The following is a 24,370-nucleotide window of genomic DNA, read 5'->3' as shown; positions in this document are numbered from 1 at the left end:
GTGCTGCGTTGTCTTGCTTACTTCGTATATAAACGCCGTGACTCCGTGTGAAACAAGAAACCGTCTCGAACCGCTTACGGGCGGGGAACAGAAGGAGGCAGAGAACCCTGCAGCCGTGCTCGCCAATAGATAACAGGAACGGTAAACACGAGCCAAATGATTCCTGCGATATAACCACCCGCTATGTCGGTTGGAAAGTGAACCCCCAGATAGACACGGCTTAGCCCGATCAGGAGAATCAAAAGTACGCCAAGAACGCAGGGAAGGAAGATAGAGCACTCATGAATTTTTCGTTCTATCGCCCAAATGGCAAAAATCATGCCGTAAAATCCCATGGAAATCATGGCGTGCCCGCTGGGAAAACTATAGCCGCCGACTTCTACCAAATGTTGAAGGGATGGGCGCTCCCGTTGCAAAACTTCTTTAATGAGCGTGTTCAACACCCACATGGCCGTAAAGCTGCTTATTACTGCAAAGGCATAAGCTCTCGAACGGAGATATACCCGGCACAAGGCGGCAATACCCAGGGCAATGAGTAAAGAGACACGGAAGGAACCGAAAGACGTAATGAATACAGCGACAGGCAGGGGCTTGTGATGAGCCGCCGTTGTGTCTGGAAAGATTGCAGCCTGAATGCGTTCATCCCAATATAAAAAAGGAGCTGTACCGATCCATCGAACAATGTAGGCAATGAGAAGCAAAACGGCAATCAAGACGATGGATGCGTACAGACTGCGACGTAAATAGTATGGCAAAAAACGGGATGGCTGAGGTTCATGGGACAGCATATGTAGGGAATCTCCTCCTTATGGCTTCGTACATAGATTTATCTTTTCGTACTATAAACTTAACCAATATTGAACTTGAGAGCAAAACGTGACTGGAGCACCGCTCTGTTAATTAAAAATACAAGCTAGAGGTAATGTGGAAGTGTCTGAACTAGTGTTGGCAGATCTATGATAAAGACATCCGCGAAGAAATCCATCAGAGAATGAAAAAAATAAAGCTCGTATCCCGTTGCGCGTCTGTTGATGCGAACGGAGATACGAGCTTTATTTACGGGCACAGGCCGCTACCATGAACAGTGTCACCCAAGATGGTAGGCTGTAAGTAAGCTAAACGGCGTGCATCTGTCTTCTGATTCAGGAGGGATTACGTAATCTGCCCAGCTCGGAGACGATGGCCTCGACTTCTGAAATACTCAGATTAGGCTTGCTTATCACCATTTCATAGACATCACGGAGATCCTCGTATTGCTCCAGAGAGAAAGCGGAGGACTGCATAGCAGCGCCACTCGCCATACGAAGCTTGGTTTTGATGCCTTCAATCATATGTTCAATGTTGGCATGAGACGGTACAGACAAATCCATCGTTAATGTTCCATCCTTTCATAATCAGGGGAAGTTGCCTGTATTGTACCATGTTTTTGTTGTAGAATGTACTGAAAGTCAGATTATCGGTCAACGGCCGGATCAAGGAGGATGGACGAAGGTGTCTTTGTATAATCGGGCTTCCGTATCCAGGCGCTCTTCTTTAGACAGTAATGCAGAAAAAACAGATCGCAAAGGGCTCGTACCGTTTTTTCGGGAAATTCATTCTCTTCATGAGGTGAATAAGCTGACCTTTGTTTGTATCGGCACGGATCGTTCGTCAGGCGATACACTGGGACCGCTGGTCGGCACCATGCTTATGGAACAGGGCTTTCCACATGTGATAGGCACCATGACTGAGCCGTGCGACGCGGATCATCTGGTTTCGTATTTGGAGCGTATTCCCCAGGACCATCATGTGATTGCCATAGACGCTTGTCTGGGGCAGCAAGGATCGGCGGGGATGTTTCTGGTTGCCCGTGAGCCGCTAACTCCGGCGCGTTCGGTCGGACTGGCCCTGCCGTCTGTCGGAGATTACAGCGTCGCAGCCATTGTGAATGAGCGTAGTCCCAAACCCTACTGGACATTGCAAATGACATCACTACATCTCGTCATGACGATGGCTGCACACATAGCCCATGCTGCGTCTTGCGGGTTTGGCTTAAGAGCAGATTCGCAAGAATTTCCAGAGGGATACCGTTTCAGATATTGATGGTCTGCTTAATAATATACATCAGCATGTTCTAATCATAATATATTCGCACCAATAGATTATATACAGAGAAAGAAGGGTTCCACATGGAAAAGGTACTATGTGAAGGAACGACGATCTGCTATGCCGAACAGGGAAAAGGAGAGCCCATCATCCTGTTGCACGGATTTTGTGGAAGCTCTTCCTATTGGGATAAGGTTGTTCCATTGCTGTCCCAAAGCTATCGCTGCATTGTTCCGGACTTGCGTGGTCATGGACGTAGCGATGCTCCGCTTGGAGCCTACACGATTGATCAAATGGCGAATGATGTGCTTAAGCTTCAAGAGCAACTGGACATTCCACAGGCTGCCTGGTTCGGCCATTCCCTAGGGGGCTATTTGACGCTTTCTGCGGTACAGCGCCATCCCGAGCGACTTACAGCCTTCGGGCTGATTCACTCCACCGCCTATGCGGATACAGAGGAAGGAAAAGAAAAACGGAACAAGGCCGTATCCACCATTCAAACAGAGGGAATCACCGCATTTGTAGATGGACTCGTTCCCGGACTTTTTACTCCACAACACGTAGAGTCCTTTTCGGATCAGGTGCTCAAGGTCAAAGAAATCGGTTATAAAACGCCGCCACAAGGAGCCGTAGGCACATCTTTGGCGATGCGTGAGCGTTCTGACCGCCGTGACGTGCTGTCGGCTTCCACCTTGCCCACTCTGTTAGTGGCGGGGGAGCAGGATCAGGCGATTCCTCCCGCCCGGACGTTTACGACGGATCGGGCCGGGGTCACTCAGGTCACCATATCTGAAGTTGGCCATATGAGCCTGTTCGAAGCGCCGGAACAACTGGCACATGCCATTTTGGCATTTTTACAACAAAACATCCAGCAGTAAGCCCGAGCAGCAAAGCCAAAAACCGGAACCATCTGGTGCAAATACAGAGGGTCTCCGGCTTTTTTGCGTTTTAAATTGATTTTGGTTGTACAAACTGGTTTCCGTCTTGACTGAGTCATTTGGCTTTTGCACAAGGATGACTTACAATCAGAAGTGTAATGGTTCCTGGTTGTCGAGGCATCGGGATGAAAGGAAGGGAACGGCTTGCTCAGAAAAGATTATTTGCTCAGTATGATGGAAGAAATGACATCCGCAGTGGCATCGGTGCTCGGTCTAAGGCGTGAAAATAAACACGTCGAAGCGCTGAAACAACTGGATGACCTGCTTAACAAGCAGTTTCGTCTTCGTTCAGATTTGCTCAGACGATTGCCGCCGGAACAAATTATTGAGCTTTTCCGACTGGGTCCCGGTATTGAAGCGGACAAGCTTCAGCAGGTGGCTCGCATATTGGAAGAAGAAGCCGCTATTTACCTGGAAACCGACAGAACAGACGAGGGGATACGAATCTTGATTAAATCCCTTCATCTATACTTGTACAGTGATTTGAATGGCGCGACCCGTGACATTCAGGTTCTGCCTGAACGAATTGCGTGTATCGTCAATTTGGTTCGGGAATATGAGCTACCAGCCGATACAAGCAAGCTGCTGGCTGTCCATTACGAGCGAGAGGACAGACTGGACGAGGCCGCTGATGTCTGGTTCGGACTGGCATGGGAGCAGCCGGAGCTGCTGCCAGAAGCAGAGGCATTTTATAATCAATTGCTGGATAAGACTGATGCGGAGCTTCAACGGGGTGGACTTTCACGCCGGGAAGTAACCGAGGGTTTGGTCGAGATTACCCAACTACATGAAAGAAAGTGAGATGTACCTTTTGGATTCACTGCGTGAACTTATATACCAACTAACTACAGGAGGATCCCTCATAACCGCGACGCTGAGTCAGCTTCGTAAACGGGAGGATGCTTCCTTTACTAAAGTGCAAATCAAGCCTGTGGAATTGAAGAACAAGCTGCATTACCAGTTTGCTTTTCATTACAGCAACAAAGTCATTCATGAAAACCTGCCCCCTGACGAAGCTAACGAGCGCATGACCGCCTTGTTTGAGGACACGTTCCGTCAAGGACTTTTGTGTGCGAAGGATGCGGACTATCAGGTGCTGATCAGTAAAAAATATAAAGTGTCTATTTTGACAAAATCACCGAGCAAAAGTACAGCCGACCTGTCTCATAACCGCAAAAAGCAATATGTGCTGGAAGAAGGAGAACGGATTCCTTTCCTGATTGAGCTTGGGATTATGAATGAGGACGGCAAGGTACTGGCCCGCAAGTATGATAAGTTCCGCCAAATCAACCGTTTTCTCGAAATGGTGCAGGATGTACTGCCTAACCTTCCCGTAGGCCGCCCGTTAACCATTGTGGATTTTGGCTGCGGCAAATCATATTTGACCTTTGCGCTGTATCATTATTTGGCAGTACAGCAAAAACGACCTTTGCAGATCGTGGGTCTGGATTTGAAGGCAGATGTTATTGAAACCTGTAATCTTCTGGCTCAAAAGCTGCAATACCGCCAATTGGAGTTTTTGGTCGGTGATATCGCGGACTATAACGAGCTGGAGCAGGTGGATATGGTCGTGACTTTACATGCCTGTGATACCGCAACGGATGCCGCGCTGGAGAAGGCAGTTCGTTGGGATGCATCTGTCATTTTGTCGGTTCCGTGCTGCCAGCATGAGCTGTTTAGCCAGTTGGAAAATCCGGTGCTGGAGCCATTGCTTTCCCATGGTATTTTGAAGGAGCGCTTTTCAGCGCTGGCAACAGACGGTATCCGGGCCAAGCTGCTGGATATGATGGGATACCGGACACAGTTACTGGAATTTATCGACATGGAGCATACGCCTAAAAATATTTTGATCCGTGCCGTCAAAGGGCAAGCAGGGGAACGCTCTGTTTTATGGCGTGAATACACGGCATTTCGGGATTTTATTCATGCTGATCCTTATTTGGAGCGTGCTTGTGCGGATTTGCTTCCCGAGGGAGCAGGGCAGACGAAGAAACAGGGATAGAAATATAGCAAAAGTGGGGCCACTGCGGGGTGGCTCCACTTTTTTTGTAAATCACAGTTTACAGTTGCCGTTACAGGTTGCTCCCTTTGCGTAGCCTATTCTTGGATACGCAGAATTATCCGCCATAGGCACTTCTAAAGGCAGTGCACAAAACGGCGCGATCTACCTTCCACAATGCCGCGAGTTCCTCACTGACATCCTCATCCCACCAGTCGCACAGTAGTCTGCGGTTGCTGTGGTTTTCGGCGATCCAGATGAGGTGTCCAGCGACCTTGCGGCAGTACAGCTCCTCGCCCTGCTTGACCAGCTCGGGAGCGATGTGAAGAGGCAGACGCTTGCAGGTTCGGTACAGCTCTTTGCTGCATGCGCGCCGGATACCACGAGCCGTGGGTAAACGAGATTGTGGATTGTTATGTTTGGGGATTTTGCCGGGAGGCATATCATATCCCCTCCTCTCTCTCACAACTTATGCGGGCAGAAGAGCGAGGGTCACTGACCTCCCTGTTTGGGCGAAGTGGCGACTTGTTCTGCCGCTGTGATACACTAATGAAAATAGAGAAACAGGCAGGGAGTGGGAAGAAAAATGGACCATATATCTAGTATCATTAATTATTTGTTTGAGATCATTCGTAGTCTTGGGTATTTTGGTATTATGCTAGGCCTGATGGTTGAGGTCATTCCAAGTGAAATTGTCCTCGCTTATGGGGGCTTTTTAGTTTCCTCGGGTCACATTAATTTTTTTGGTGCGGTCGTGTTTGGAACCATTGGCGGAGTGCTGGCACAACTGTTTATTTACTGGATTGGACGCTATGGCGGCAGACCGGTATTGGATAAGTACGGAAAATACATACTCATCAAAAAAAGCCATGTCGACCACGCCGAAGCCTGGTTTAACAAATACGGCACAGGGGTCATTTTCACAGCCCGCTTTATCCCTGTTGTGCGTCACGCGATCTCCATCCCTGCCGGGCTGGCTCGCATGAGTGTATGGCGCTTTATTGTTTTGACGACGCTAGCAGTTATACCTTGGTCTGTTCTGTTTATATATTTAGGAATGCTGCTTGGAGACAAGTGGGAGCAGATTGACGAAGTGGCAGCACCTTATATCAAACCGATTTTGCTGGTTGCCCTTGCGCTCTTGATCATTTATTTTGTTATCAAATGGATTGTGTCCAAAAAGAAGAAAGGGAGTGTATAACATGAGTCGTACTAACGTGTCGCAATATTTTGGAAAAGGTCTGAGCCCCGAACAGTTTATGGAGGGGATGGAAAAGAACAAGGAAGCCTTCCGCTCCGGGTATGATCAGTTTGTGTGGAACCGTGAAGAGGACCGTGAGTATTTTGAAAGCCTGAACCATCGGGACGACCTGCGTGTACTCATTTTGGCCGCCGACTGGTGTGGAGATGTAGTTCGCAACGTGCCAGTTGTATTCCGCGCGCTGGAGAATAGCGGGATTCCGACTGAAGTACTGATTTTGGAAAATCATCAAGCGCTGATGGACGACTTCCTGACGATGGGCGGACGTGCTGTGCCGATTGTGATTTTTGCCGATACAGGGGGTCATGTACTGGGTCACTGGGGACCGCGCCCTACACATGTTCAACAAATTATGATCGGGTTCAAACGTGAAAATCCAGATCGGGAAGCCGATGATTATCAAGAAAAAATTGCGGTGGCCCGTAAAGAAATGGCTGAGAAATATGGGGGAGGGAACCGAGGTTCATCCTGTAATTGTTCAGGAATTGCGCGAGCTCATCTCGGGATTTTAAAATATGACGTTGTCTATTCGCAGCTATAATCTGGGCCCGCTCCAAACGAATGCCTATTTGCTTCAGGGGGATGACCCGCAGCGTGCCGTTATCATTGATCCTGGCATGAATCCGGGTTCTTTGCTGAGAGCCATTGAGTCACTGAAGATTGAAGCCATCTTGCTGACCCATGCTCATTTTGATCATATCGGTGGAGTGGATGAGATTCGCAAAGCGAAGGGCTGTCCGGTTTATCTGCACCCTTTGGAGCAGGACTGGCTTACATCCCCTAAATTAAACGGCTCTTTGATGTGGCCCGAGGCATCCCCGCCGATCTCGACGGAGCCTGCCGAATATGATTTGGCGGAAGGTCAGCAATTGAACCTGATCGGGCATACATTCAAGGTGTTCCATACACCTGGGCACTCACCCGGAAGCGTCAGCTTTTTGTGTGGTAAGGACTTGTTCTCCGGCGATGTATTATTTCGTCAGGGTGTCGGCCGCACAGACTTGACAGGTGGGAGGGAACGGGACTTGTACGATTCCATTCAGAACAAATTGTTCCCGCTTGGAGATGACATTACGGTGTATTCCGGTCATGGTCCCAAAACGTCCATCGGGTATGAGAAAGCCAACAATCCGTATATACGATAAAAAGTGATGAATGTTTTCAGCTGGGGCATAATCAAGGTTGTGACAGGTTTTGCCCCATTTCGACAACAAATTATAAATTATGTATAGACAAAGGTTTTTATTTTTGTTAACATACACATATTGAAGTTACATACTAAACTCGCGAAGCACGCAAGCTGTGGATGAATCCCGGTTTGCGTTCTTTTTTTTGCCCATTAAGAGGATAAAGAGGCATTTGGCCGTCAGATCACAAGGGGGAGCATCAATGAAAAGGAAGTATATATCTGGGTTACATCGTGAGAATGGAGATAGCCGCCATTTTTCCATAAAGACAGAAGACGGAGCTTCTGTGCAAGGTTCTGAACCGAAGGTAATAACTTGGAAAAAGGTAACAAAACAGGACGGAACCATTGCACAGAATTGGCACACAAGGCTGAATGAGTACAGACTGGGACGTGGAGACGGACAGTTTTGAAGATACATAGATGATATAGACAAGCTACTTTTTTTTTAGTAGACTTAGCAGATAAGTTCAGACAAACGGGGGGGCTAACGATGCATCATTTAGGAACTAGAATTATGATCGTCGCGGATGCTTTTGAGCAGAATCTTCCTGTAGGCGAACATGGTTATATCATTGCTTACGACCGTAACGCGGACAATGCTTTTGACTATGTCATTCGCGTCCCGAAGGTGAATCGCAACTTTTTTGTACCGTCCGGGGACATCGAGCTGGAAGAAAGTATTTTGAAGCTGGAAGCCGAGCGGATTGAGCGTGAAGCGCTGATAGATTACGCCCTTGCTACGCATAATGAGAAGCTGTTCAGACATGTGATGAACGGTGGTCTTGATTCGGTAGAGGTTGAGGAAGAAGAAACCGCGACAGAATTGTTGTCACAGGCTGATTTTATTAGACAAGTCAATTTACGTGCTTGGATATAGGGGGGGCGGCTAATGCCGACTCTTTTGAAGAATATATAATTAGCACGTTTTTAGCTCCTATCGCTTTTCGAAAGAGCACCGAGAGGTGCTTTTTTTTATATACATTTAGTAACATTTACCGCTCTGCTATACAGTTTGATTCTGTACCGCGTCAAAGATTGAATTGTAAAGGGTTCTATCCTATAATTAAAAACGTTATTTCAAAGTTCGGTGCAGCATTTTTGATATCAGGATTTTGCAAAATTTGATTCCAGTCGCTCTGAAGTGCAATATATAGACGAACTAGACCCTTTCGATCTATATATTGTTCATTGGAAGTCGCTTATTGGATTTTTGCAAAATCCTCTTATACACGAGGAGGTTTTTGTATGAACATTTCCACGGAAGATGTCCGTCACGTAGCCAAGCTGTCCCGGTTGAATCTGACCGCAGTCGAGGAAGACACAATGACAGGGCAATTGAACGCTATTCTTCATTATGCGGAGAAGCTGAATGAGTTGGATACGGAAGAGGTAAAACCGACCACTCATGTGCTGCACGTCAGCAATGTCATGCGGGACGACGAAGTTCGCGAAAGTTTGACACACGAGCAAGTGATGCGCAATGCACCTGAAGAAGAAGACGGACAGTTTAAAGTTCCTGCTGTTCTGGAATAGATTTCACATTTGAAAGGAGGATGCAAATTGAGCTTGTTTGATAATACATTGCCGGAAATACATAACAAGCTGCATCAAAAGGAAATTTCCGTGAGTGACCTGGTGGGTCACGCTCTGGAGACGATTGGTGCGAGGGAAGACAAGATCAAGGCCTATATTACGGTTGACGAGGAGCAGGCACGTGCATCCGCACGTCAGCTGGACGATCATCTGATCTCGGGAAAGGAACGAGGTTTGCTGTTTGGCCTGCCGGTCGGCATTAAGGATAACATTGTGACAGAAGGGCTGCGTACAACATGCGGCAGTCAGTTTTTGAAGAATTTTGATCCCGTGTACGATGCAACGGTTGTTGGCAAATTGCGTACGGCGCAAACCGTGACACTGGGCAAAATGAACATGGACGAATTCGCCATGGGCGGCTCTAACGAGAACTCCAGCTTCTTCCCGGCACGAAATCCTTGGGATCTGGAACGCGTTCCCGGCGGCTCCAGTGGCGGCTCGGCTGCGGCTGTAGCAGCAGGCGAGGCTTATTTCACCCTCGGTTCTGATACAGGCGGATCCATTCGCCAGCCTGCGTCCTATTGTGGCGTAGTGGGCTTGAAGCCAACCTATGGTCTGGTATCACGTTTTGGCCTGGTGGCCTTTGCTTCCTCTTTGGACCAAATTGGACCGATTACGAAAAATGTTCAGGATTCGGCGTACGTCCTTCAAGCCATTGCAGGCTATGATCACAAGGACTCCACTTCTGCCAAGGTAGACGTTCCTGATTACTTGAACGCTTTGACCGGAGATGTAAAAGGGCTTCGTATTGCTGTACCTAAGGAGTATCTGGGTGAGGGTGTCGATCCACAGGTCAAGGAAAAGGTGCTGGACGCGCTGAAAACGCTGGAAGGACTGGGCGCGGTATGGGAAGAGGTTTCTCTTCCGCACACCGAATATGCGGTAGCCACATACTATCTGCTGGCTTCATCCGAAGCATCGTCCAATCTGGCCCGTTTTGACGGTGTACGCTATGGCGTACGTGCAGACAATCCGGACAACCTGCTGGATCTGTACCATCAATCCCGCACGCAGGGCTTTGGCCCCGAGGTGAAGCGCCGGATTATGCTGGGCACCTATGCGCTGAGTTCCGGGTACTATGATGCTTACTACTTGAAAGCTCAAAAAGTGCGTACACTGATCAAACAGGATTTTGATCGTGTGTTTGAACAATATGATGTCATTATCGGACCTACTGCGCCGACCACAGCTTTTAAAATCGGTTCGCAAGTGGATGATCCATTAACGATGTATTTGAACGATATCTTGACGATTCCGGTGAGCTTGGCTGGAGTGCCAGCCATCAGTATCCCTTGTGGTCTTGCAGATGGATTGCCGGTTGGACTGCAAATTATCGGAAAAGCCTTTGACGAGTCTTCCGTGCTGCGTGTAGCGCATGCATTTGAACAAAATACCGAATTTCACAAGCAGCGTCCGCAGCTGTAATTTGCCGAAAAGGAGGGAACCCATTCATGACTACTACTACATCCAAATATGAGACGGTCATCGGACTGGAAGTCCATGTGGAACTGCATACGAAGTCTAAAATATTTTGCGGATGCTCGACATCCTTCGGAGCACCGCCAAACTCGCATACATGTCCCATTTGTCTTGGGCATCCGGGGGTACTGCCGGTATTAAACCGTCAGGCCGTTGATTATGCGATGAAAGCGGCGATGGCGCTTAATTGCACGATTGCTGATGTGAGCAAGTTTGACCGCAAAAACTATTTTTACCCCGATTCACCCAAGGCTTACCAAATCTCGCAATACGATCAGCCGATCGGCGAGCATGGCTGGATTGATATTGAAGTGAACGGCGAGACAAAGCGTATCGGTATTACCCGACTGCATCTGGAAGAGGACGCAGGCAAATTAACACATGTCGATGGCGGCTATGCGTCTTTGGTTGATTTTAACCGGGTCGGTACACCGTTGGTCGAGATCGTTTCGGAACCGGAAATATCTTCACCTGAAGAAGCCAAGGCTTACTTGGAAAAGATACGTGCTATTATGCAGTATTGTGACGTATCCGATGTGAAGATGGAGGAAGGCTCGCTTCGCTGCGACGCGAACATTAGCCTTCGTCCGCATGGACAGCAAGAGCTAGGTACTAAAGCAGAGCTAAAAAACATGAACTCCTTCCGTGGAGTACAGCGCGGATTGGAATATGAGCAGTTCCGCCAGGAACAGACGCTGGAGGAAGGCGGAACGATTGTACAGGAGACACGTCGTTGGGATGAGGCCCAAGGTAAAACTCTGTCCATGCGCGGTAAGGAACAGGCGCATGACTATCGTTATTTCCCGGATCCGGATCTCGTTACGCTGCATATTGATGCAGAATGGAAAGAACATATTCGTGCTTCGATTCCTGAACTGCCTGACCAGCGAAAAGTTCGCTACACCTCGGAATATGGATTGCCTGAGTATGATGCACAGGTAATTACGTCTTCCAAGCCACTGGCCGATTTGTTCGAGGATAGTCTTCAATACACGAAGGATGCCAAAGCAGTATCCAACTGGATTATGGGGGATTTGCTCGGGTATTTGAACAGTGCAGGTGTGGAGCTGTCGCAGGTTAAACTGACAGGTCGGGGCTTGGGTGAAATGATCGGACTGCTGGAGAAGGGGACGATTAATAGTAAAATCGCTAAAACGGTCTTCAAGGAAATGCTGGAGAGTGATAAACTGCCGCAGCAAATTGTTGAAGAAAAAGGGCTTGTGCAAATCAGTGACGAGGGTGCGATCATGACGATCGTTGAGCAGGTTGTAGCGGCTAACCCGCAATCGGTTGAGGATTACAAAGCTGGCAAGCAGAAGGCCATCGGATTCCTGGTTGGTCAAGTGATGAAGGAGAGCAAGGGCAAAGCAAATCCTGGCCTCGCCAACAAGCTGCTGACGGAAGTGTTAAACCGCTAATGGCATAGATTTGAAAGGGGTTTGTCTTATAGGGACAGGCCCCTTTTTGTATAGGCTCTGTGATGAGCTGCGGTACGCAATTTGGAAGTGCAATGGCATGTTACGAGTTTCTCTATAGAAAGCAGTAGCACAGCCTGCCCTGAATAAAAGGAGGGATACAGCATGATTAGCATATGTTCATTGGAAGATGATGAAATGGTCAGTCAGATATGGCATCTTCAGCACATCGCTTACAGACTGGAGGCTGAGCGGATCGGTTTTGATGAAATACCACCCCTTATGGATACGTTTGATACGCTGCGAAGCTGCGGAGAGACATTCTATGGCTGGATTGAGGACGGCGACCTGCTAGGGGCGCTGGCGGTGCAGTCTGAGTCGTCCGATTCGCTCACTCTTGCACGTATGATGGTTCATCCGGATCATTTTCGCAAAGGGATTGCTGACTCCTTAATGAAGCATGTTTTGAATGAATATCATCATATACCGTTGTTTATCGTATCTACAGGAACTTTAAATGCTCCTGCGGTGGCCCTTTATCGAAAACATGGCTTTCGCCCCGTATCGGTGGTAGAGGTGGCTCCGGGCGTGGAATTAACCACATACCACCTGCATAACGTGAGATAGCACTCAAATAGCCTTACTAGCACAGAAACCACGAACCCGGCGAGGGAAGCACAACATAACCGGAGAAGGGAGCTTTATGGATAATCCTTGGGTTATAGACAATTCGCATATCATTTTACGGCTTTTGCTGTCCATGCTCCTCGGTGGATGCATTGGCTTTGAGCGCGAGCGTTCAAAGCATGCGGCTGGTTTGAGGACTCATATTATGGTCAGTCTCGGTTCGACGCTTATTATGCTGCTCTCCATTTACGGCTTTGCCGATTTTATCAAAGAAGCCAATGTACGTATTGATCCGGCTCGCTTGGCTACAGCTGTGATTACGGGAGTGGGTTTTTTAGGCGCTGGAACTATTATATTTACAGGCAAGTCCATCACTGGTTTAACGACAGCCGCCTCTATCTGGGTGGTAGCAGCTATTGGCCTTGGAATTGGAGCAGGGTTTTATTTTCCATCTATAGCGGCGACTGTACTCGTATTTCTAAACTTATGGGTGTTTAACAAAATCGAGTTGCGGTATATGCGAGGACGCCAGCCTCATCTGATTACACTGTATGGGTTGTCCTCTCACGGATTACTGGAGCAAATTTCGACTTATTTAGAGCAAGAAAAGGTGGAAATACGTAAAATAGTGATCAAAGAGCATGAAAATGTACCTTTTCACGAGGTCCACCCGGATCGGCAGAGCATGGAGGTTTCCTTGGAGGTGCTGGCCCGCGGAGATTTTAATCCGGTGCGTATTGCAGCCGATCTCAGGCAGTGGGAGGATGTAGCGGCAGTTTCCGTGGAATGAGGGTTTAACATATTTTTTCCAGTTACTCTTGAATCCGATTGGGGTACTATCTAACCATTGGAGCATTTGCTGCGGATCACGCATGGAATTCAAGGGGGAGGATGGCATGGACTCGGAACAACCGATACTGTCTGGAGAGGAACAAAAGTCACCGGAGCCGGAACAGCGGGAACATCCCAAACAGGGTAAACGTTTTAAATACGCTAAATTTCGCAAAGGTATTTCCATTATAATGGCAGCATTGTTACCCGGACTGGGGCATCTTTTTTTAGGGCTCTTCATTAGAGGGCTTACATTTATCGTATTGCTTCTGTTAGATATTTTTGCGATGCTGTATGTCGCTTCTGACGGCTTGAGAATTAACATTCCGTTGCTTATTTTGCTCGGCTTGTTCATTCCTGTTTTGTATTTTTATAATGTATATGACGTGTTACAATCAGCGGATTATATGGTTCGCTATCGCCGTAAGCCGGATCGTAATGCACAGATGGATGCACGAGGACAGCAAAGCAGTCCATTTTATGCTTGGGAGAGAGGCTTGTCTTTTGCCGTGCTGCTTGTGGCGGGTGGCGGACTTATGATTCTGTTTCGTATGAAACCACGCTGGCTGGGCAACTTTTTCGAGGATTATGGCTTTTTGACGTTAGCTATTTTATTAATGCTGATCGGACTATTAGTCTTTTTGCGAGAAGTCGGCTTGTCGGTCAAGCGTAAAAAGGTTAAGGAAAGAGGGTGAAGCTGGCGTGCACCGCAAAATAAGAGTCGGGCGCTACACCTCTTCGCTTCTGTTGATGGCTGTAGGCGTTCTGCTTATCCTGGATGTTGTTCAACATACCGAATATATGCTTTTGCTGCTCATATGGTGGCCCGTTATTTTTGTGCTGTGGGGACTGGAGTATCTGATTTTTTTTGGGGTGTACTACCGCAAGGAGGGCAAGCCCGACAACGGACGGCGTTTCAGACCTGATCTGAAGGGAATTGTCTCCGCATTGGTCGTGGCCGCTGCTGTTTTTATCGTGACCCAGCAAAATCATTATATGTATCTGTGGAACAGGGTTAGTTTGAATCTGACCGCGGCGTCCATGGATTTTAGCCAGGCGAAAGGAAATCGATATGATATGGGCGGCATCCTGGTGCCTGTAACGATGCAGACGTCCGATTTGATAGTTGATTCGGTCAATGGCGATGTAACGCTGATCAGACGACCTGTATTCAATGTAGAAGTACGTGCGACCCTGTGGGTGGATCAAGCGCCTGCTGCTGAAGCGGACAAGATTGCTCAAGGCTCCTCGCTGACTTCTACCGACGGCAAGACCATTCAGATTCGTCCTGAGGTACAATCATACGGAGCATCGAGCAGACGTCAGCCCCGTACGAATATGCTAATTACAGTGCCAGAGGATCGGCGATTTAATATGCAGATCAGAACCTCCAACGGGGATATTACCCTGAACGGAGTAGATGCTATCGACAGCATCCGGCTTGAGAGCGGAAATGGGAATCTGACGGTTAATGATGCTATCGGCAATGTCAAAGGAGTCACCTTGAACGGTCGGATCAAATTGCATCGTATCACCGGAGATGTAGATATGCGAACCAATCGCGGCGATATGCAGGCAGGGGATATTGAAGGAACGGTTGCGCTACGCACGATGGTAGGCGACATTCAGCTTGCCCGCTCGGAAGGTGATATTACGGTTGATACCCAAAATGGTGACATGAACGTTCTGAATCCCACAGCCAAGCTGAATGCAAATTCGCTCAATGGCGGGATCAAGGTGCACAGCGAGCAGGTAGGTGGAGATTGGAAAATATACAGTGCTGTCGGTGATATTGCGTTGGATCTTCCGTCGAATGGTGACTTTCAGTTGGAGGGGTCCAGCAGTTACGGCAATCTTCGATCAGACTTCCCTTTTAAAATAGATAGTAAAAGTATCTCAGGCCAAAATGGGACAGGTAAGTACTCGATCAACGTGGAAGGCAACAGTAATTTAACGATCAAGAAGCTACTAATGCCATCGCTGCCTGGCTTGGACGAGTCGGCAGGAACGAATGTGCCTAATGCGTTAGAAACGCCTGCGGCTCCATCTGAATCTCCCGCTACCGGAGCCTCTAACGGGTCATCCAGCGATAATGCGGCGCGTTGACAAGAAACTTGAATTGACCGTACAATGTGAATAGACGTACAACGTGAATAGAATGTAAAATAGTTGTAATAAAGCAAATCGTAAGTAAGGGATAAGGCGGTGGACATATATGGCAGCTCGCGTCCAGCATGCTTTGGAACTTCTAAAGAAGACAGGTGTACGCATAACACCCCAGCGCCATGCCATATTAAACTATTTGATGGAATCTATGGGACATCCGACCGCTGATGAAATATATCGTGCGCTCGAATCCAAGTTTCCAAGCATGAGTGTGGCTACGGTTTATAATAACTTAAAGATGTTTATAGAAGCGGGTATGGTACATGAGTTGACCTATGGAGATAACGCCAGTCGTTATGATGCCAATGTTTCGGAGCACTATCACATCATTTGCGAAAAATGCGGAAAGATTGAAGATTTCAGTTATCCGTATTTGGCAGTTGTGGAACACCATGCCTCGTTAGAGACAGGTTTCGAAGTGCATGGACATCGTATGGAGTTATACGGAGTGTGCAAAGCTTGCATGAACAAGGAAATTCAGCAAAATAAGGAATAGAAGTTTTTCGGTGCGGTATGTATATATTGTAATGGGTTGGAAACGTGAGAAATTCCCCACAAGCGGGGATTTACCGCGTTTTTTTGTTTAAATAACTTGTCTGTCAGCAACCAGTTCAGTTTACGTTATCCTGTAATTCAAAGTTCCGACAATGGAGGTTGAATATTGGCCAGAAATCATTCCAGACGCCGCCGTAAACGTTCACGTTTCAAAGGGGCTACAAGCTTGCTGTTGTTCGCAGCGATCATCTGCGCAATTACTGTCGTATGGTTCGGTAATCCACTGCATGAAAAACCCGATTGGCAAGGCAGTATCCGCCCCATTTTTATCCAGGGAAAGCTAACCGGGTATGAAGCTCAAAACTCTGGCAAGAACATGCTGGTACCACTCAAATTTGTGCAAAGTAAAATCAATCCAGCGATTCGTTACGAGGATGACAGCCAAACTATCATTTTGGCTACGAGGCAAAATTTGCTACAAATGACCGTTTCCAAGCCGCAGGGGGAATTGAATGGAACATCATATACGCTCAGTGCAGCTCCCCAGATTATTAGTGGATCGGTTTATATACCTATGCAAGCTGTCCGTGAAGTATATGGTGTATCCGTTCATGAAGACACAGTGACGGGTGCAGTCATCCTGATGAAAGCCGGAGAGAAAGTCAAACTGGGAAACGTGGAGAAGAAGGATGGACGACAGGATGCCAAAATTGCTTTGCGTAAAGAAGCCTCCAGCCTGTCTTTTATTTTGACGGATATACCTCAACAAACGAAGGTGCGCATTTGGTCCAAACAGGCTGATTGGTATTTTGTTCAACTGGATAACGGCTACGCTGGATATGTGCAGGCGGCCAACATCTCTGAAGGAGAGGAGCTTGCGGTCGCCCCGGCTAAAGATACTCCATCTATCTCGGAGAAGCACTGGGAGGGAAGACCTGTTAACCTCGCCTGGGAGGCCGTTTACAACCGTAAACCTGATCCTTCCAAATTTGACCCTATGCCTGGAGTGAATGTGGTGAGTCCCACCTGGTTCAGTGTCATAGATAATGAGGGCACCGTACAAAGCAAAGCGGACCCTGCCTATGTCAGTTGGGCGCATCGCAAGGGGATGGAAGTATGGGGCTTGTTGAGCAACAGCTTTAATCCTGAATTAACGACAGAGGCCTTGTCTACCTTTGAACGGCGAAAGTCGATTATAGATCAGATGATTACACTTGCCGGGGAAAATGGTCTGGACGGTATCAATATTGACTTTGAAAATGTTCATACGAAGGATGGACCCAATGTCACCCAATTTCTGCGAGAGCTTAAGCCGATGGCACGTGAACATGATTTGATATTGTCTATTGATGTGACACCTAAATCTCAAAGTGAGATGTGGTCTGCTTTTCTGGATCGAAAATCATTGGGTTCCATTACGGATTATCTCATGGTTATGGCCTATGATGAGCATTGGGCAGCCAGCCCGAAGGCTGGTTCAGTCGCCTCGCTGCCGTGGGTGGAAGCGTCGATCAAGCGAATCATTCAGGAGGATGAAGTACCATCTCAAAAAGTTGTCTTGGGCATTCCGTTATACACTCGTGTATGGTCTGAAACACCTAAAGGGGACACCATCAAGGTTAGCTCCAAATCACTCGGTATGGAGTCAGCAGCAGCGATTATCGAGAAATTTAAGCTAAAGCCTAAATTCAGAGCGTCGGAAGGCCAGAATTATGTCGAGTATAATGAAGACGGCATTGTTAAAAAGATTTGGCTGGAGGATCGTGTATCGCTGGAAGCGAGGGTACAACTTGCCAAGTCATTGAAACTTGGGGGAATCGGTGTATGGAACCGGACCTTTGCGAATGAAGCCGCTTGGGATTCTTTAAAAGAAATAAGTAAATGAGGAATTTGCAAAAATCCTGAAATAAAACATAAAATTTATAGAATTGAAGAAGGAAGTTTCTTTTTTATGTAGAAATGTTCACATATATCCAAATTTAGCGGTAATGGCCGCCTTACAGGTATGGAGGGAGAAGTGCAGCTAACCAAATTAAGCTTGATGTATGATGAATTGTTGCAGGAAGATTCGATCGGCATTATTTTGTATAGAAAGCCGAGCGAATATTTTCATGGAGCCATGCTGTACGATTTTGATGAACTCATTCTAATTATTGGAGAAAGCCGGAAGCCAGCCCGTTCCATTCAGCATTTACTGATTAATGGCTTAAGGTGTCAGGTGTTGTACGCAACACTGGATTGTCTGAAAGGGTGGATTATCGCCGGTGAACATGCCATCATAATAGATTATTTACTGGAAGGCCACATCATATGGGAGCGGGATGAAAGGGTCAGTCTTTTAAGGCGGGAAATTATTGAATTCAACGGCCCGTTACGGGAGCAAAAGCAATTTCATGAGTTCGCCCGTTTTCTGGCTAATTACGTTCATGGTAAAAGAGCGATGCGAGAAGGTCGGATTATTGATGCTCATCAGAGTATTCTGAAGGCGTTGGATCATTGGGCATCCATTGAGCTTATTGAGCGGGGGATTTATCCGACGGTTCACTTGTGGGTTCAGACACAGCCGTTGGATCGAACGATCTACAAGCTGTACAACGAACTCACGTTAAGTACGGAAACTCTTGAGCAGCGGGTTGAGCTTGTGCTGCTTGCTTGCGAATTTTCAGTGATGTCTAAAATGGAGGGGTGCTCAGCACCGCTATTCCGCATTTTAGGCAGCAGACGGGAGCCCTGGTCCATAGATGAGCTTATCAATCATCCTGAGCTAAAAAATCTCCAACTGGATCTTACCGTAGTGCTACGTAAGCTCGTATACCGCTCATTGATCAGGGAATCGGCTGGCGGGAATCTCAGGAATCGCGGACACCATAGTGAATTACGTTATTCCCTTATTTAATTGATACATCGAATCAGCGGGAGGAAGGTCCGTTAAAACGGGTTTTTCTTCCTTTTTTATTCGTAATAGAGTCACATTGACGCTCAAAACATAAAAATTGTCGTTAAAGGTTGACGAGTTTATAAAAGATATGCTAAGTTATAACTCGCCCCATTAAGCAGCATGAATAATTTAGACCTGTTTACAGCAGGATAAATATGTTGCAAACAAGCATGAAAATAAATTTTAAAAAAATGCTTGACGTAAAATGAGGTTATGTGTTACATTATTTAAGTCGCCGCTGAGACGCGGTGGTGAAACGAAGCAAGACAAAATGTAGGTTTGATCTTTGAAAACTGAACAACGAGTGAGTACGGATTTTGCTTGCAAAATCCAACGCTGAGATTTTGGTACATGCCGTCAGGCTGTATAAAATGGAAGCGAACAATGAGATATTTTATCTCGTCAGTTTCAAAATGAGCATATCGCTCTTTCTATAAACCAGCTTCGGTTGGTCTTTAATGGAGAGTTTGATCCTGGCTCAGGACGAACGCTGGCGGCGTGCCTAATACATGCAAGTCGAGCGGGGTTGTTTTAAAAGCTTGCTTTTAAAACAACCTAGCGGCGGACGGGTGAGTAACACGTAGGCAACCTGCCCATGAGACTGGGATAACTACCGGAAACGGTAGCTAATACCGGATACATCCTTTCCCTGCATGGGGAGAGGAGGAAAGACGGAGCAATCTGTCACTGATGGATGGGCCTGCGGCGCATTAGCTAGTTGGTGGGGTAAAGGCCTACCAAGGCGACGATGCGTAGCCGACCTGAGAGGGTGATCGGCCACACTGGGACTGAGACACGGCCCAGACTCCTACGGGAGGCAGCAGTAGGGAATCTTCCGCAATGGGCGAAAGCCTGACGGAGCAACGCCGCGTGAGTGATGAAGGTTTTCGGATCGTAAAGCTCTGTTGCCAGGGAAGAACGTCTTGTAGAGTAACTGCTACAAGAGTGACGGTACCTGAGAAGAAAGCCCCGGCTAACTACGTGCCAGCAGCCGCGGTAATACGTAGGGGGCAAGCGTTGTCCGGAATTATTGGGCGTAAAGCGCGCGCAGGCGGCTCTTTAAGTCTGGTGTTTAATCCCGAGGCTCAACTTCGGGTCGCACTGGAAACTGGGGAGCTTGAGTGCAGAAGAGGAGAGTGGAATTCCACGTGTAGCGGTGAAATGCGTAGATATGTGGAGGAACACCAGTGGCGAAGGCGACTCTCTGGGCTGTAACTGACGCTGAGGCGCGAAAGCGTGGGGAGCAAACAGGATTAGATACCCTGGTAGTCCACGCCGTAAACGATGAATGCTAGGTGTTAGGGGTTTCGATACCCTTGGTGCCGAAGTTAACACATTAAGCATTCCGCCTGGGGAGTACGGTCGCAAGACTGAAACTCAAAGGAATTGACGGGGACCCGCACAAGCAGTGGAGTATGTGGTTTAATTCGAAGCAACGCGAAGAACCTTACCAGGTCTTGACATCCCTCTGATCGCTGTAGAGATATGGCTTTCCTTCGGGACAGAGGAGACAGGTGGTGCATGGTTGTCGTCAGCTCGTGTCGTGAGATGTTGGGTTAAGTCCCGCAACGAGCGCAACCCTTATGCTTAGTTGCCAGCAGGTCAAGCTGGGCACTCTAAGCAGACTGCCGGTGACAAACCGGAGGAAGGTGGGGATGACGTCAAATCATCATGCCCCTTATGACCTGGGCTACACACGTACTACAATGGCCGGTACAACGGGAAGCGAAAGAGCGATCTGGAGCGAATCCTAGAAAAGCCGGTCTCAGTTCGGATTGCAGGCTGCAACTCGCCTGCATGAAGTCGGAATTGCTAGTAATCGCGGATCAGCATGCCGCGGTGAATACGTTCCCGGGTCTTGTACACACCGCCCGTCACACCACGAGAGTTTACAACACCCGAAGTCGGTGGGGTAACCCGCAAGGGAGCCAGCCGCCGAAGGTGGGGTAGATGATTGGGGTGAAGTCGTAACAAGGTAGCCGTATCGGAAGGTGCGGCTGGATCACCTCCTTTCTATGGAGAATCGTTTCCTGCAACGGAAACATTCAAATCAGCAGGTACAATGTACCTGCGAACGGATATTCAATTCGGTTCATCACATCTGTGTGAATGAAATGGATATCCAAAGCGACTCACTCGTTGCTCAGTTTTGAGAGCTCAAACTCTCAATATACTGCATGAATATCATCCACTCGGTTAAGTTGGACCGATATTCACACAGGCTACAGTTTCGATGAAACTGTATTGCACCTTGAAAACTGGATACCGAAACGAAATTGCGTTTTAGAATATTCCTTTACGCTGATCTTGTGTAAACAAGTGAAATAAAGGTAGCAGGTAAGGAAAGATCTTTTGCCTTTGGCAAAAATCATTCTTTATTGAACATCGACATTTTCTTTCTGTGAAAGAAAAGTCTAGGTTAAGCTACAAAGAGCACACGGAGGATGCCTAGGCGCCAGGAGCCGACGAAGGACGTGGCGAACAACGATAAAGCCTCGGGGAGCTGTAAGCAAGCTTTGATCCGGGGATGTCCGAATGGGGAAACCCGGCTGTCTTCATCGACAGTCACTTTCTGCTGAATACATAGGCAGAACAGAGGCATACCAGGGGAACTGAAACATCTAAGTACCCTGAGGAAGAGAAAACAATAGTGATTCCGTCAGTAGCGGCGAGCGAACGCGGATTAGCCCAAACCAAGGAGCTTGCTCCTTGGGGTTGTGGGACGTCTCACATGGAGTTACAAAGGAACCGGTTAGATGAAGAGGTCTGGAAAGGCCCGCCAGAGAAGGTAAAAGCCCTGTAGTTCAAAACTTGTTCCCTCCGAGACGGATCCCGAGTAGTGCGGGGCACGTGAAACCCCGTATGAATCCGGCAGGACCATCTGCCAAGGCTAAATACTCCCTGGCGACCGATAGTGAAGCAGTACCGTGAGGGAAAGGTGAAAAGCACCCCGGAAGGGGAGTGAAATAGATCCTGAAACCGTGTGCTTACAAGAAGTCAGAGCCCGATCTATGGGTGATGGCGTGCCTTTTGTAGAATGAACCGGCGAGTTACGTTCCCGTGCAAGGTTAAGGTGAAGAGCTGAAGCCGCAGCGAAAGCGAGTCTGAATAGGGCGAGTTAGTACGTGGACGTAGACCCGAAACCGGGTGATCTACCCCTGTCCAGGGTGAAGGTGCGGTAACACGCACTGGAGGCCCGAACCCACGCATGTTGAAAAATGCGGGGATGAGGTGGGGGTAGCGGAGAAATTCCAATCGAACCCGGAGATAGCTGGTTCTCCCCGAAATAGCTTTAGGGCTAGCCTCGGAATAAGAGTCGTGGAGGTAGAGCACTGATTGGGTGCGGGGCCCGCAAGGGTTACCAAGCTCAGTCAAACTCCGAATGCCATAGACTTGGTTCCGGGAGTCAGACAGTGAGTGCTAAGATCCATTGTCGAAAGGGAAACAGCCCAGACCATCAGCTAAGGTCCCCAAGTGTGTGTTAAGTGGGAAAGGATGTGGAGTTGCACAGACAACCAGGATGTTGGCTTAGAAGCAGCCACCATTGAAAGAGTGCGTAATAGCTCACTGGTCGAGTGACTCTGCGCCGAAAATGTAACGGGGCTAAACACGCCACCGAAGCTATGGCTTGATGCTTTGCATCAGGGGTAGGGGAGCGTTGAATGCGGGTTGAAGGTGTACCGTAAGGAGCGCTGGACTGCATTCAAGTGAGAATGCCGGTATGAGTAACGAAAAGATCTGTGAGAATCAGATCCGCCGAAAGCCTAAGGGTTCCTGAGGAAGGTTCGTCCGCTCAGGGTAAGTCGGGACCTAAGGCGAGGCCGATAGGCGTAGTCGAAGGACAACAGGTCGAAATTCCTGTACCACCGTAATCCGTTATGAGCGATGGGGTGACGCAGTAGGGTAGTGACGCGGACTGATGGATGTCCGTCTAAGCAGTGAGGCTGGTGTGTAGGCAAATCCGCACATCGTAAGGCTGGGCTGTGATGGGGAGCGAAAATTATAGTAGCGAAGGTCATGATCTCAGACTGCCAAGAAAAGCCTCTAGCCAGGAGAAGGTGCCCGTACCGCAAACCGACACAGGTAGGCGAGAAGAGAATTCTAAGGCGCGCGGAAGAACTCTCGTTAAGGAACTCGGCAAAATGACCCCGTAACTTCGGGAGAAGGGGTGCCTCGGTAGGGTGAATAGCCCGAGGGGGCCGCAGTGAAAAGGCCCAAGCGACTGTTTAGCAAAAACACAGGTCTGTGCGAAGCCGCAAGGCGAAGTATACGGGCTGACGCCTGCCCGGTGCTGGAAGGTTAAGGGGAGTGGTAAGTCCTTTTAGGGCGAAGCTATGAACCGAAGCCCCAGTAAACGGCGGCCGTAACTATAACGGTCCTAAGGTAGCGAAATTCCTTGTCAGGTAAATTCTGACCCGCACGAATGGCGTAACGACTTGGGCGCTGTCTCAACGAGAGATCCGGTGAAATTTTAATACCTGTGAAGATGCAGGTTACCCGCGACAAGACGGAAAGACCCCATGGAGCTTTACTGCAGCTTGATATTGAATTTGGGTACGATCTGTACAGGATAGGTGGGAGCCTAAGAGACTTGAGCGCCAGCTTGAGAGGAGGCATCCTTGGGATACCACCCTGATCGTATCTAGGTTCTAACTTGGTACCGTGACCCGGTACGAGGACAGTGTCAGGTGGGCAGTTTGACTGGGGCGGTCGCCTCCTAAAGAGTAACGGAGGCGCCCCAAGGTTCCCTCAGAATGGTTGGAAATCATTCGAAGAGTGCAAAGGCAGAAGGGAGCTTGACTGCGAGACCTACAAGTCGAGCAGGGACGAAAGTCGGGCTTAGTGATCCGGTGGTACCGCATGGAAGGGCCATCGCTCAACGGATAAAAGCTACCCTGGGGATAACAGGCTTATCTCCCCCAAGAGTCCACATCGACGGGGAGGTTTGGCACCTCGATGTCGGCTCATCGCATCCTGGGGCTGAAGTAGGTCCCAAGGGTTGGGCTGTTCGCCCATTAAAGCGGTACGCGAGCTGGGTTCAGAACGTCGTGAGACAGTTCGGTCCCTATCTGTCGTGGGCGTAGGAAATTTGAGAGGAGCTGTCCTTAGTACGAGAGGACCGGGATGGACGTACCGCTGGTGTACCAGTTGTTCCGCCAGGAGCACCGCTGGGTAGCTATGTACGGAAGGGATAAGCGCTGAAAGCATCTAAGCGTGAAGCCCCCCTCAAGATGAGATTTCCCAATTAGTAAGACCCCTTGAAGACGACGAGGTAGATAGGTTGGGGGTGGAAGTGCAGTAATGCATGGAGCTGACCAATACTAATCGGTCGAGGGCTTATCCTAAAGTATAGG

Annotated in this window: 21 protein-coding genes, 2 rRNA genes and 1 pseudogene; 21 read left to right on the top strand and 3 right to left on the bottom strand. The window is 48.4% G+C overall.

The genetic code is table 11. From position 1 onward, the window contains the following. Positions 1-74: 74 nt before the first annotated feature. Together QMK20_RS21815 and QMK20_RS21810 are read right to left on the bottom strand one after the other, a co-directional pair. Positions 75-788: a phosphatase PAP2 family protein gene (locus QMK20_RS21815; RefSeq protein WP_283653278.1), complete on the bottom strand. Its 714-nt coding sequence runs from the start codon at positions 786-788 to the stop codon at positions 75-77. A gap of 354 nt (positions 789-1,142) precedes the next feature. Next, positions 1,143-1,370 carry a DUF1128 domain-containing protein gene (locus QMK20_RS21810; RefSeq protein ID WP_283653277.1) on the bottom strand — a complete coding sequence of 76 codons (228 nt, stop codon included), beginning with the start codon at positions 1,368-1,370 and terminating at the stop codon, positions 1,143-1,145. A gap of 121 nt (positions 1,371-1,491) precedes the next feature. Between QMK20_RS21810 and yyaC the strand changes: the two genes are divergently transcribed. From yyaC to QMK20_RS21790, 4 genes are all read left to right on the top strand, one after another. Beyond that, a complete protein-coding gene (gene yyaC / locus QMK20_RS21805; RefSeq protein WP_283653276.1) occupies positions 1,492-2,082 on the top strand; it encodes a spore protease YyaC in 591 nt (196 codons plus the stop codon). Between the two features lie 86 nt (positions 2,083-2,168). Then, positions 2,169-2,963 (top strand): alpha/beta fold hydrolase, encoded by a 795-nt coding sequence (locus QMK20_RS21800; RefSeq protein WP_283653275.1) that lies wholly within the window; start codon positions 2,169-2,171, stop codon positions 2,961-2,963. 204 nt (positions 2,964-3,167) lie between these two features. Next, a complete protein-coding gene (locus QMK20_RS21795) occupies positions 3,168-3,824 on the top strand; it encodes a DUF6483 family protein (RefSeq protein ID WP_044644449.1) in 657 nt (218 codons plus the stop codon). Then, on the top strand, positions 3,811-5,025 hold the full coding sequence (locus QMK20_RS21790; RefSeq protein WP_283653274.1) for a class I SAM-dependent methyltransferase: 1,215 nt from the start codon (positions 3,811-3,813) through the stop codon (positions 5,023-5,025). The genes QMK20_RS21795 and QMK20_RS21790 overlap by 14 nt, the downstream gene beginning before the upstream one ends. A 115-nt stretch (positions 5,026-5,140) precedes the next feature. Here the strand turns inward: QMK20_RS21790 and QMK20_RS21785 are convergent, their stop codons facing one another. Further along, on the bottom strand, positions 5,141-5,464 hold the full coding sequence (locus QMK20_RS21785) for a dehydrogenase (RefSeq protein WP_283656328.1): 324 nt from the start codon (positions 5,462-5,464) through the stop codon (positions 5,141-5,143). Positions 5,465-5,608: 144 nt separating this feature from the next. Between QMK20_RS21785 and uptA the strand changes: the two genes are divergently transcribed. The 17 genes and pseudogenes from uptA (at position 5,609) to QMK20_RS21700 (ending at position 24,361) form a co-directional block, all read left to right on the top strand. Continuing rightward, entirely contained in the window at positions 5,609-6,223 is a 615-nt protein-coding gene (gene uptA / locus QMK20_RS21780; RefSeq protein WP_283653273.1) for an undecaprenyl phosphate transporter UptA, read from the top strand. 1 nt (position 6,224) lies between these two features. Further along, positions 6,225-6,795: pseudogene (locus tag QMK20_RS21775) on the top strand (thioredoxin family protein). 3 nt (positions 6,796-6,798) lie between these two features. Then, positions 6,799-7,428 (top strand): MBL fold metallo-hydrolase, encoded by a 630-nt coding sequence (locus tag QMK20_RS21770; RefSeq protein WP_283653272.1) that lies wholly within the window; start codon positions 6,799-6,801, stop codon positions 7,426-7,428. Positions 7,429-7,672: 244 nt separating this feature from the next. Next, complete coding sequence (locus QMK20_RS21765) at positions 7,673-7,882, top strand: hypothetical protein (protein WP_283653271.1); 210 nt, start codon at positions 7,673-7,675, stop codon at positions 7,880-7,882. 80 nt (positions 7,883-7,962) lie between these two features. Further along, on the top strand, positions 7,963-8,349 hold the full coding sequence (locus QMK20_RS21760) for a hypothetical protein (RefSeq protein ID WP_014278076.1): 387 nt from the start codon (positions 7,963-7,965) through the stop codon (positions 8,347-8,349). Positions 8,350-8,717: 368 nt separating this feature from the next. Then, a complete protein-coding gene (gatC, locus tag QMK20_RS21755) occupies positions 8,718-9,005 on the top strand; it encodes an Asp-tRNA(Asn)/Glu-tRNA(Gln) amidotransferase subunit GatC (RefSeq protein ID WP_283653270.1) in 288 nt (95 codons plus the stop codon). A gap of 27 nt (positions 9,006-9,032) precedes the next feature. Further along, complete coding sequence (gene gatA / locus QMK20_RS21750) at positions 9,033-10,490, top strand: Asp-tRNA(Asn)/Glu-tRNA(Gln) amidotransferase subunit GatA (RefSeq protein WP_283653269.1); 1,458 nt, start codon at positions 9,033-9,035, stop codon at positions 10,488-10,490. 26 nt (positions 10,491-10,516) lie between these two features. Further along, entirely contained in the window at positions 10,517-11,962 is a 1,446-nt protein-coding gene (gatB, locus tag QMK20_RS21745; protein WP_283653268.1) for an Asp-tRNA(Asn)/Glu-tRNA(Gln) amidotransferase subunit GatB, read from the top strand. A gap of 162 nt (positions 11,963-12,124) precedes the next feature. Continuing rightward, positions 12,125-12,586, top strand: coding sequence for a GNAT family N-acetyltransferase (locus QMK20_RS21740; RefSeq protein WP_283653267.1), 462 nt, complete (start codon positions 12,125-12,127; stop codon positions 12,584-12,586). Positions 12,587-12,662: 76 nt separating this feature from the next. After that, positions 12,663-13,376, top strand: a complete 714-nt coding sequence (locus tag QMK20_RS21735; RefSeq protein ID WP_283653266.1) for an MgtC/SapB family protein — start codon at positions 12,663-12,665, stop codon at positions 13,374-13,376. 82 nt (positions 13,377-13,458) lie between these two features. After that, entirely contained in the window at positions 13,459-14,112 is a 654-nt protein-coding gene (locus QMK20_RS21730; protein WP_283653265.1) for a hypothetical protein, read from the top strand. 7 nt (positions 14,113-14,119) lie between these two features. Further along, positions 14,120-15,523: a DUF4097 family beta strand repeat-containing protein gene (locus QMK20_RS21725; RefSeq protein WP_283653264.1), complete on the top strand. Its 1,404-nt coding sequence runs from the start codon at positions 14,120-14,122 to the stop codon at positions 15,521-15,523. 109 nt (positions 15,524-15,632) lie between these two features. Continuing rightward, the gene (gene perR, locus QMK20_RS21720; protein ID WP_283653263.1) at positions 15,633-16,079 is read left to right on the top strand and encodes a peroxide-responsive transcriptional repressor PerR; all 447 of its coding nucleotides are present in this window, start codon (positions 15,633-15,635) and stop codon (positions 16,077-16,079) included. Positions 16,080-16,244: 165 nt separating this feature from the next. Beyond that, positions 16,245-17,963: a glycosyl hydrolase family 18 protein gene (locus tag QMK20_RS21715; RefSeq protein WP_283653262.1), complete on the top strand. Its 1,719-nt coding sequence runs from the start codon at positions 16,245-16,247 to the stop codon at positions 17,961-17,963. Positions 17,964-18,095: 132 nt separating this feature from the next. Then, positions 18,096-18,974 (top strand): nucleotidyltransferase-like protein, encoded by an 879-nt coding sequence (locus tag QMK20_RS21710; protein WP_283653261.1) that lies wholly within the window; start codon positions 18,096-18,098, stop codon positions 18,972-18,974. A gap of 497 nt (positions 18,975-19,471) precedes the next feature. After that, positions 19,472-21,029: ribosomal RNA gene (locus QMK20_RS21705) — 16S ribosomal RNA — on the top strand. Positions 21,030-21,433: 404 nt separating this feature from the next. Then, positions 21,434-24,361 (top strand): 23S ribosomal RNA (locus tag QMK20_RS21700). Together the 16S and 23S rRNA genes form the textbook arrangement of a ribosomal RNA operon. Positions 24,362-24,370: the final 9 nt, after the last annotated feature.

It is taken from the genome of Paenibacillus sp. RC334, assembly GCF_030034735.1.
GTDB lineage: Bacteria > Bacillota > Bacilli > Paenibacillales > Paenibacillaceae > Paenibacillus > Paenibacillus terrae_A.
This window is presented reverse-complemented; position numbering and strand designations above follow the sequence as displayed.

What these genes read in the sequence shown, in the direction of transcription:
- QMK20_RS21815 (WP_283653278.1), bottom strand. Translation starts at nt 788, where the DNA reads ATGCTGTCCCATGAACCTCAGCCATCCCGTTTTTTGCCATACTATTTA.
- QMK20_RS21810 (WP_283653277.1), bottom strand. Translation starts at nt 1,370, where the DNA reads ATGGATTTGTCTGTACCGTCTCATGCCAACATTGAACATATGATTGAA.
- QMK20_RS21800 (WP_283653275.1), top strand. Translation starts at nt 2,169, where the DNA reads ATGGAAAAGGTACTATGTGAAGGAACGACGATCTGCTATGCCGAACAG.
- QMK20_RS21790 (WP_283653274.1), top strand. Translation starts at nt 3,811, where the DNA reads ATGAAAGAAAGTGAGATGTACCTTTTGGATTCACTGCGTGAACTTATA.
- QMK20_RS21785 (WP_283656328.1), bottom strand. Translation starts at nt 5,464, where the DNA reads ATGCCTCCCGGCAAAATCCCCAAACATAACAATCCACAATCTCGTTTA.
- uptA (WP_283653273.1), top strand. Translation starts at nt 5,609, where the DNA reads ATGGACCATATATCTAGTATCATTAATTATTTGTTTGAGATCATTCGT.
- QMK20_RS21770 (WP_283653272.1), top strand. Translation starts at nt 6,799, where the DNA reads ATGACGTTGTCTATTCGCAGCTATAATCTGGGCCCGCTCCAAACGAAT.
- QMK20_RS21765 (WP_283653271.1), top strand. Translation starts at nt 7,673, where the DNA reads ATGAAAAGGAAGTATATATCTGGGTTACATCGTGAGAATGGAGATAGC.
- QMK20_RS21760 (WP_014278076.1), top strand. Translation starts at nt 7,963, where the DNA reads ATGCATCATTTAGGAACTAGAATTATGATCGTCGCGGATGCTTTTGAG.
- gatC (WP_283653270.1), top strand. Translation starts at nt 8,718, where the DNA reads ATGAACATTTCCACGGAAGATGTCCGTCACGTAGCCAAGCTGTCCCGG.
- gatB (WP_283653268.1), top strand. Translation starts at nt 10,517, where the DNA reads ATGACTACTACTACATCCAAATATGAGACGGTCATCGGACTGGAAGTC.
- QMK20_RS21740 (WP_283653267.1), top strand. Translation starts at nt 12,125, where the DNA reads ATGATTAGCATATGTTCATTGGAAGATGATGAAATGGTCAGTCAGATA.
- QMK20_RS21735 (WP_283653266.1), top strand. Translation starts at nt 12,663, where the DNA reads ATGGATAATCCTTGGGTTATAGACAATTCGCATATCATTTTACGGCTT.
- QMK20_RS21730 (WP_283653265.1), top strand. Translation starts at nt 13,459, where the DNA reads ATGGAATTCAAGGGGGAGGATGGCATGGACTCGGAACAACCGATACTG.
- perR (WP_283653263.1), top strand. Translation starts at nt 15,633, where the DNA reads ATGGCAGCTCGCGTCCAGCATGCTTTGGAACTTCTAAAGAAGACAGGT.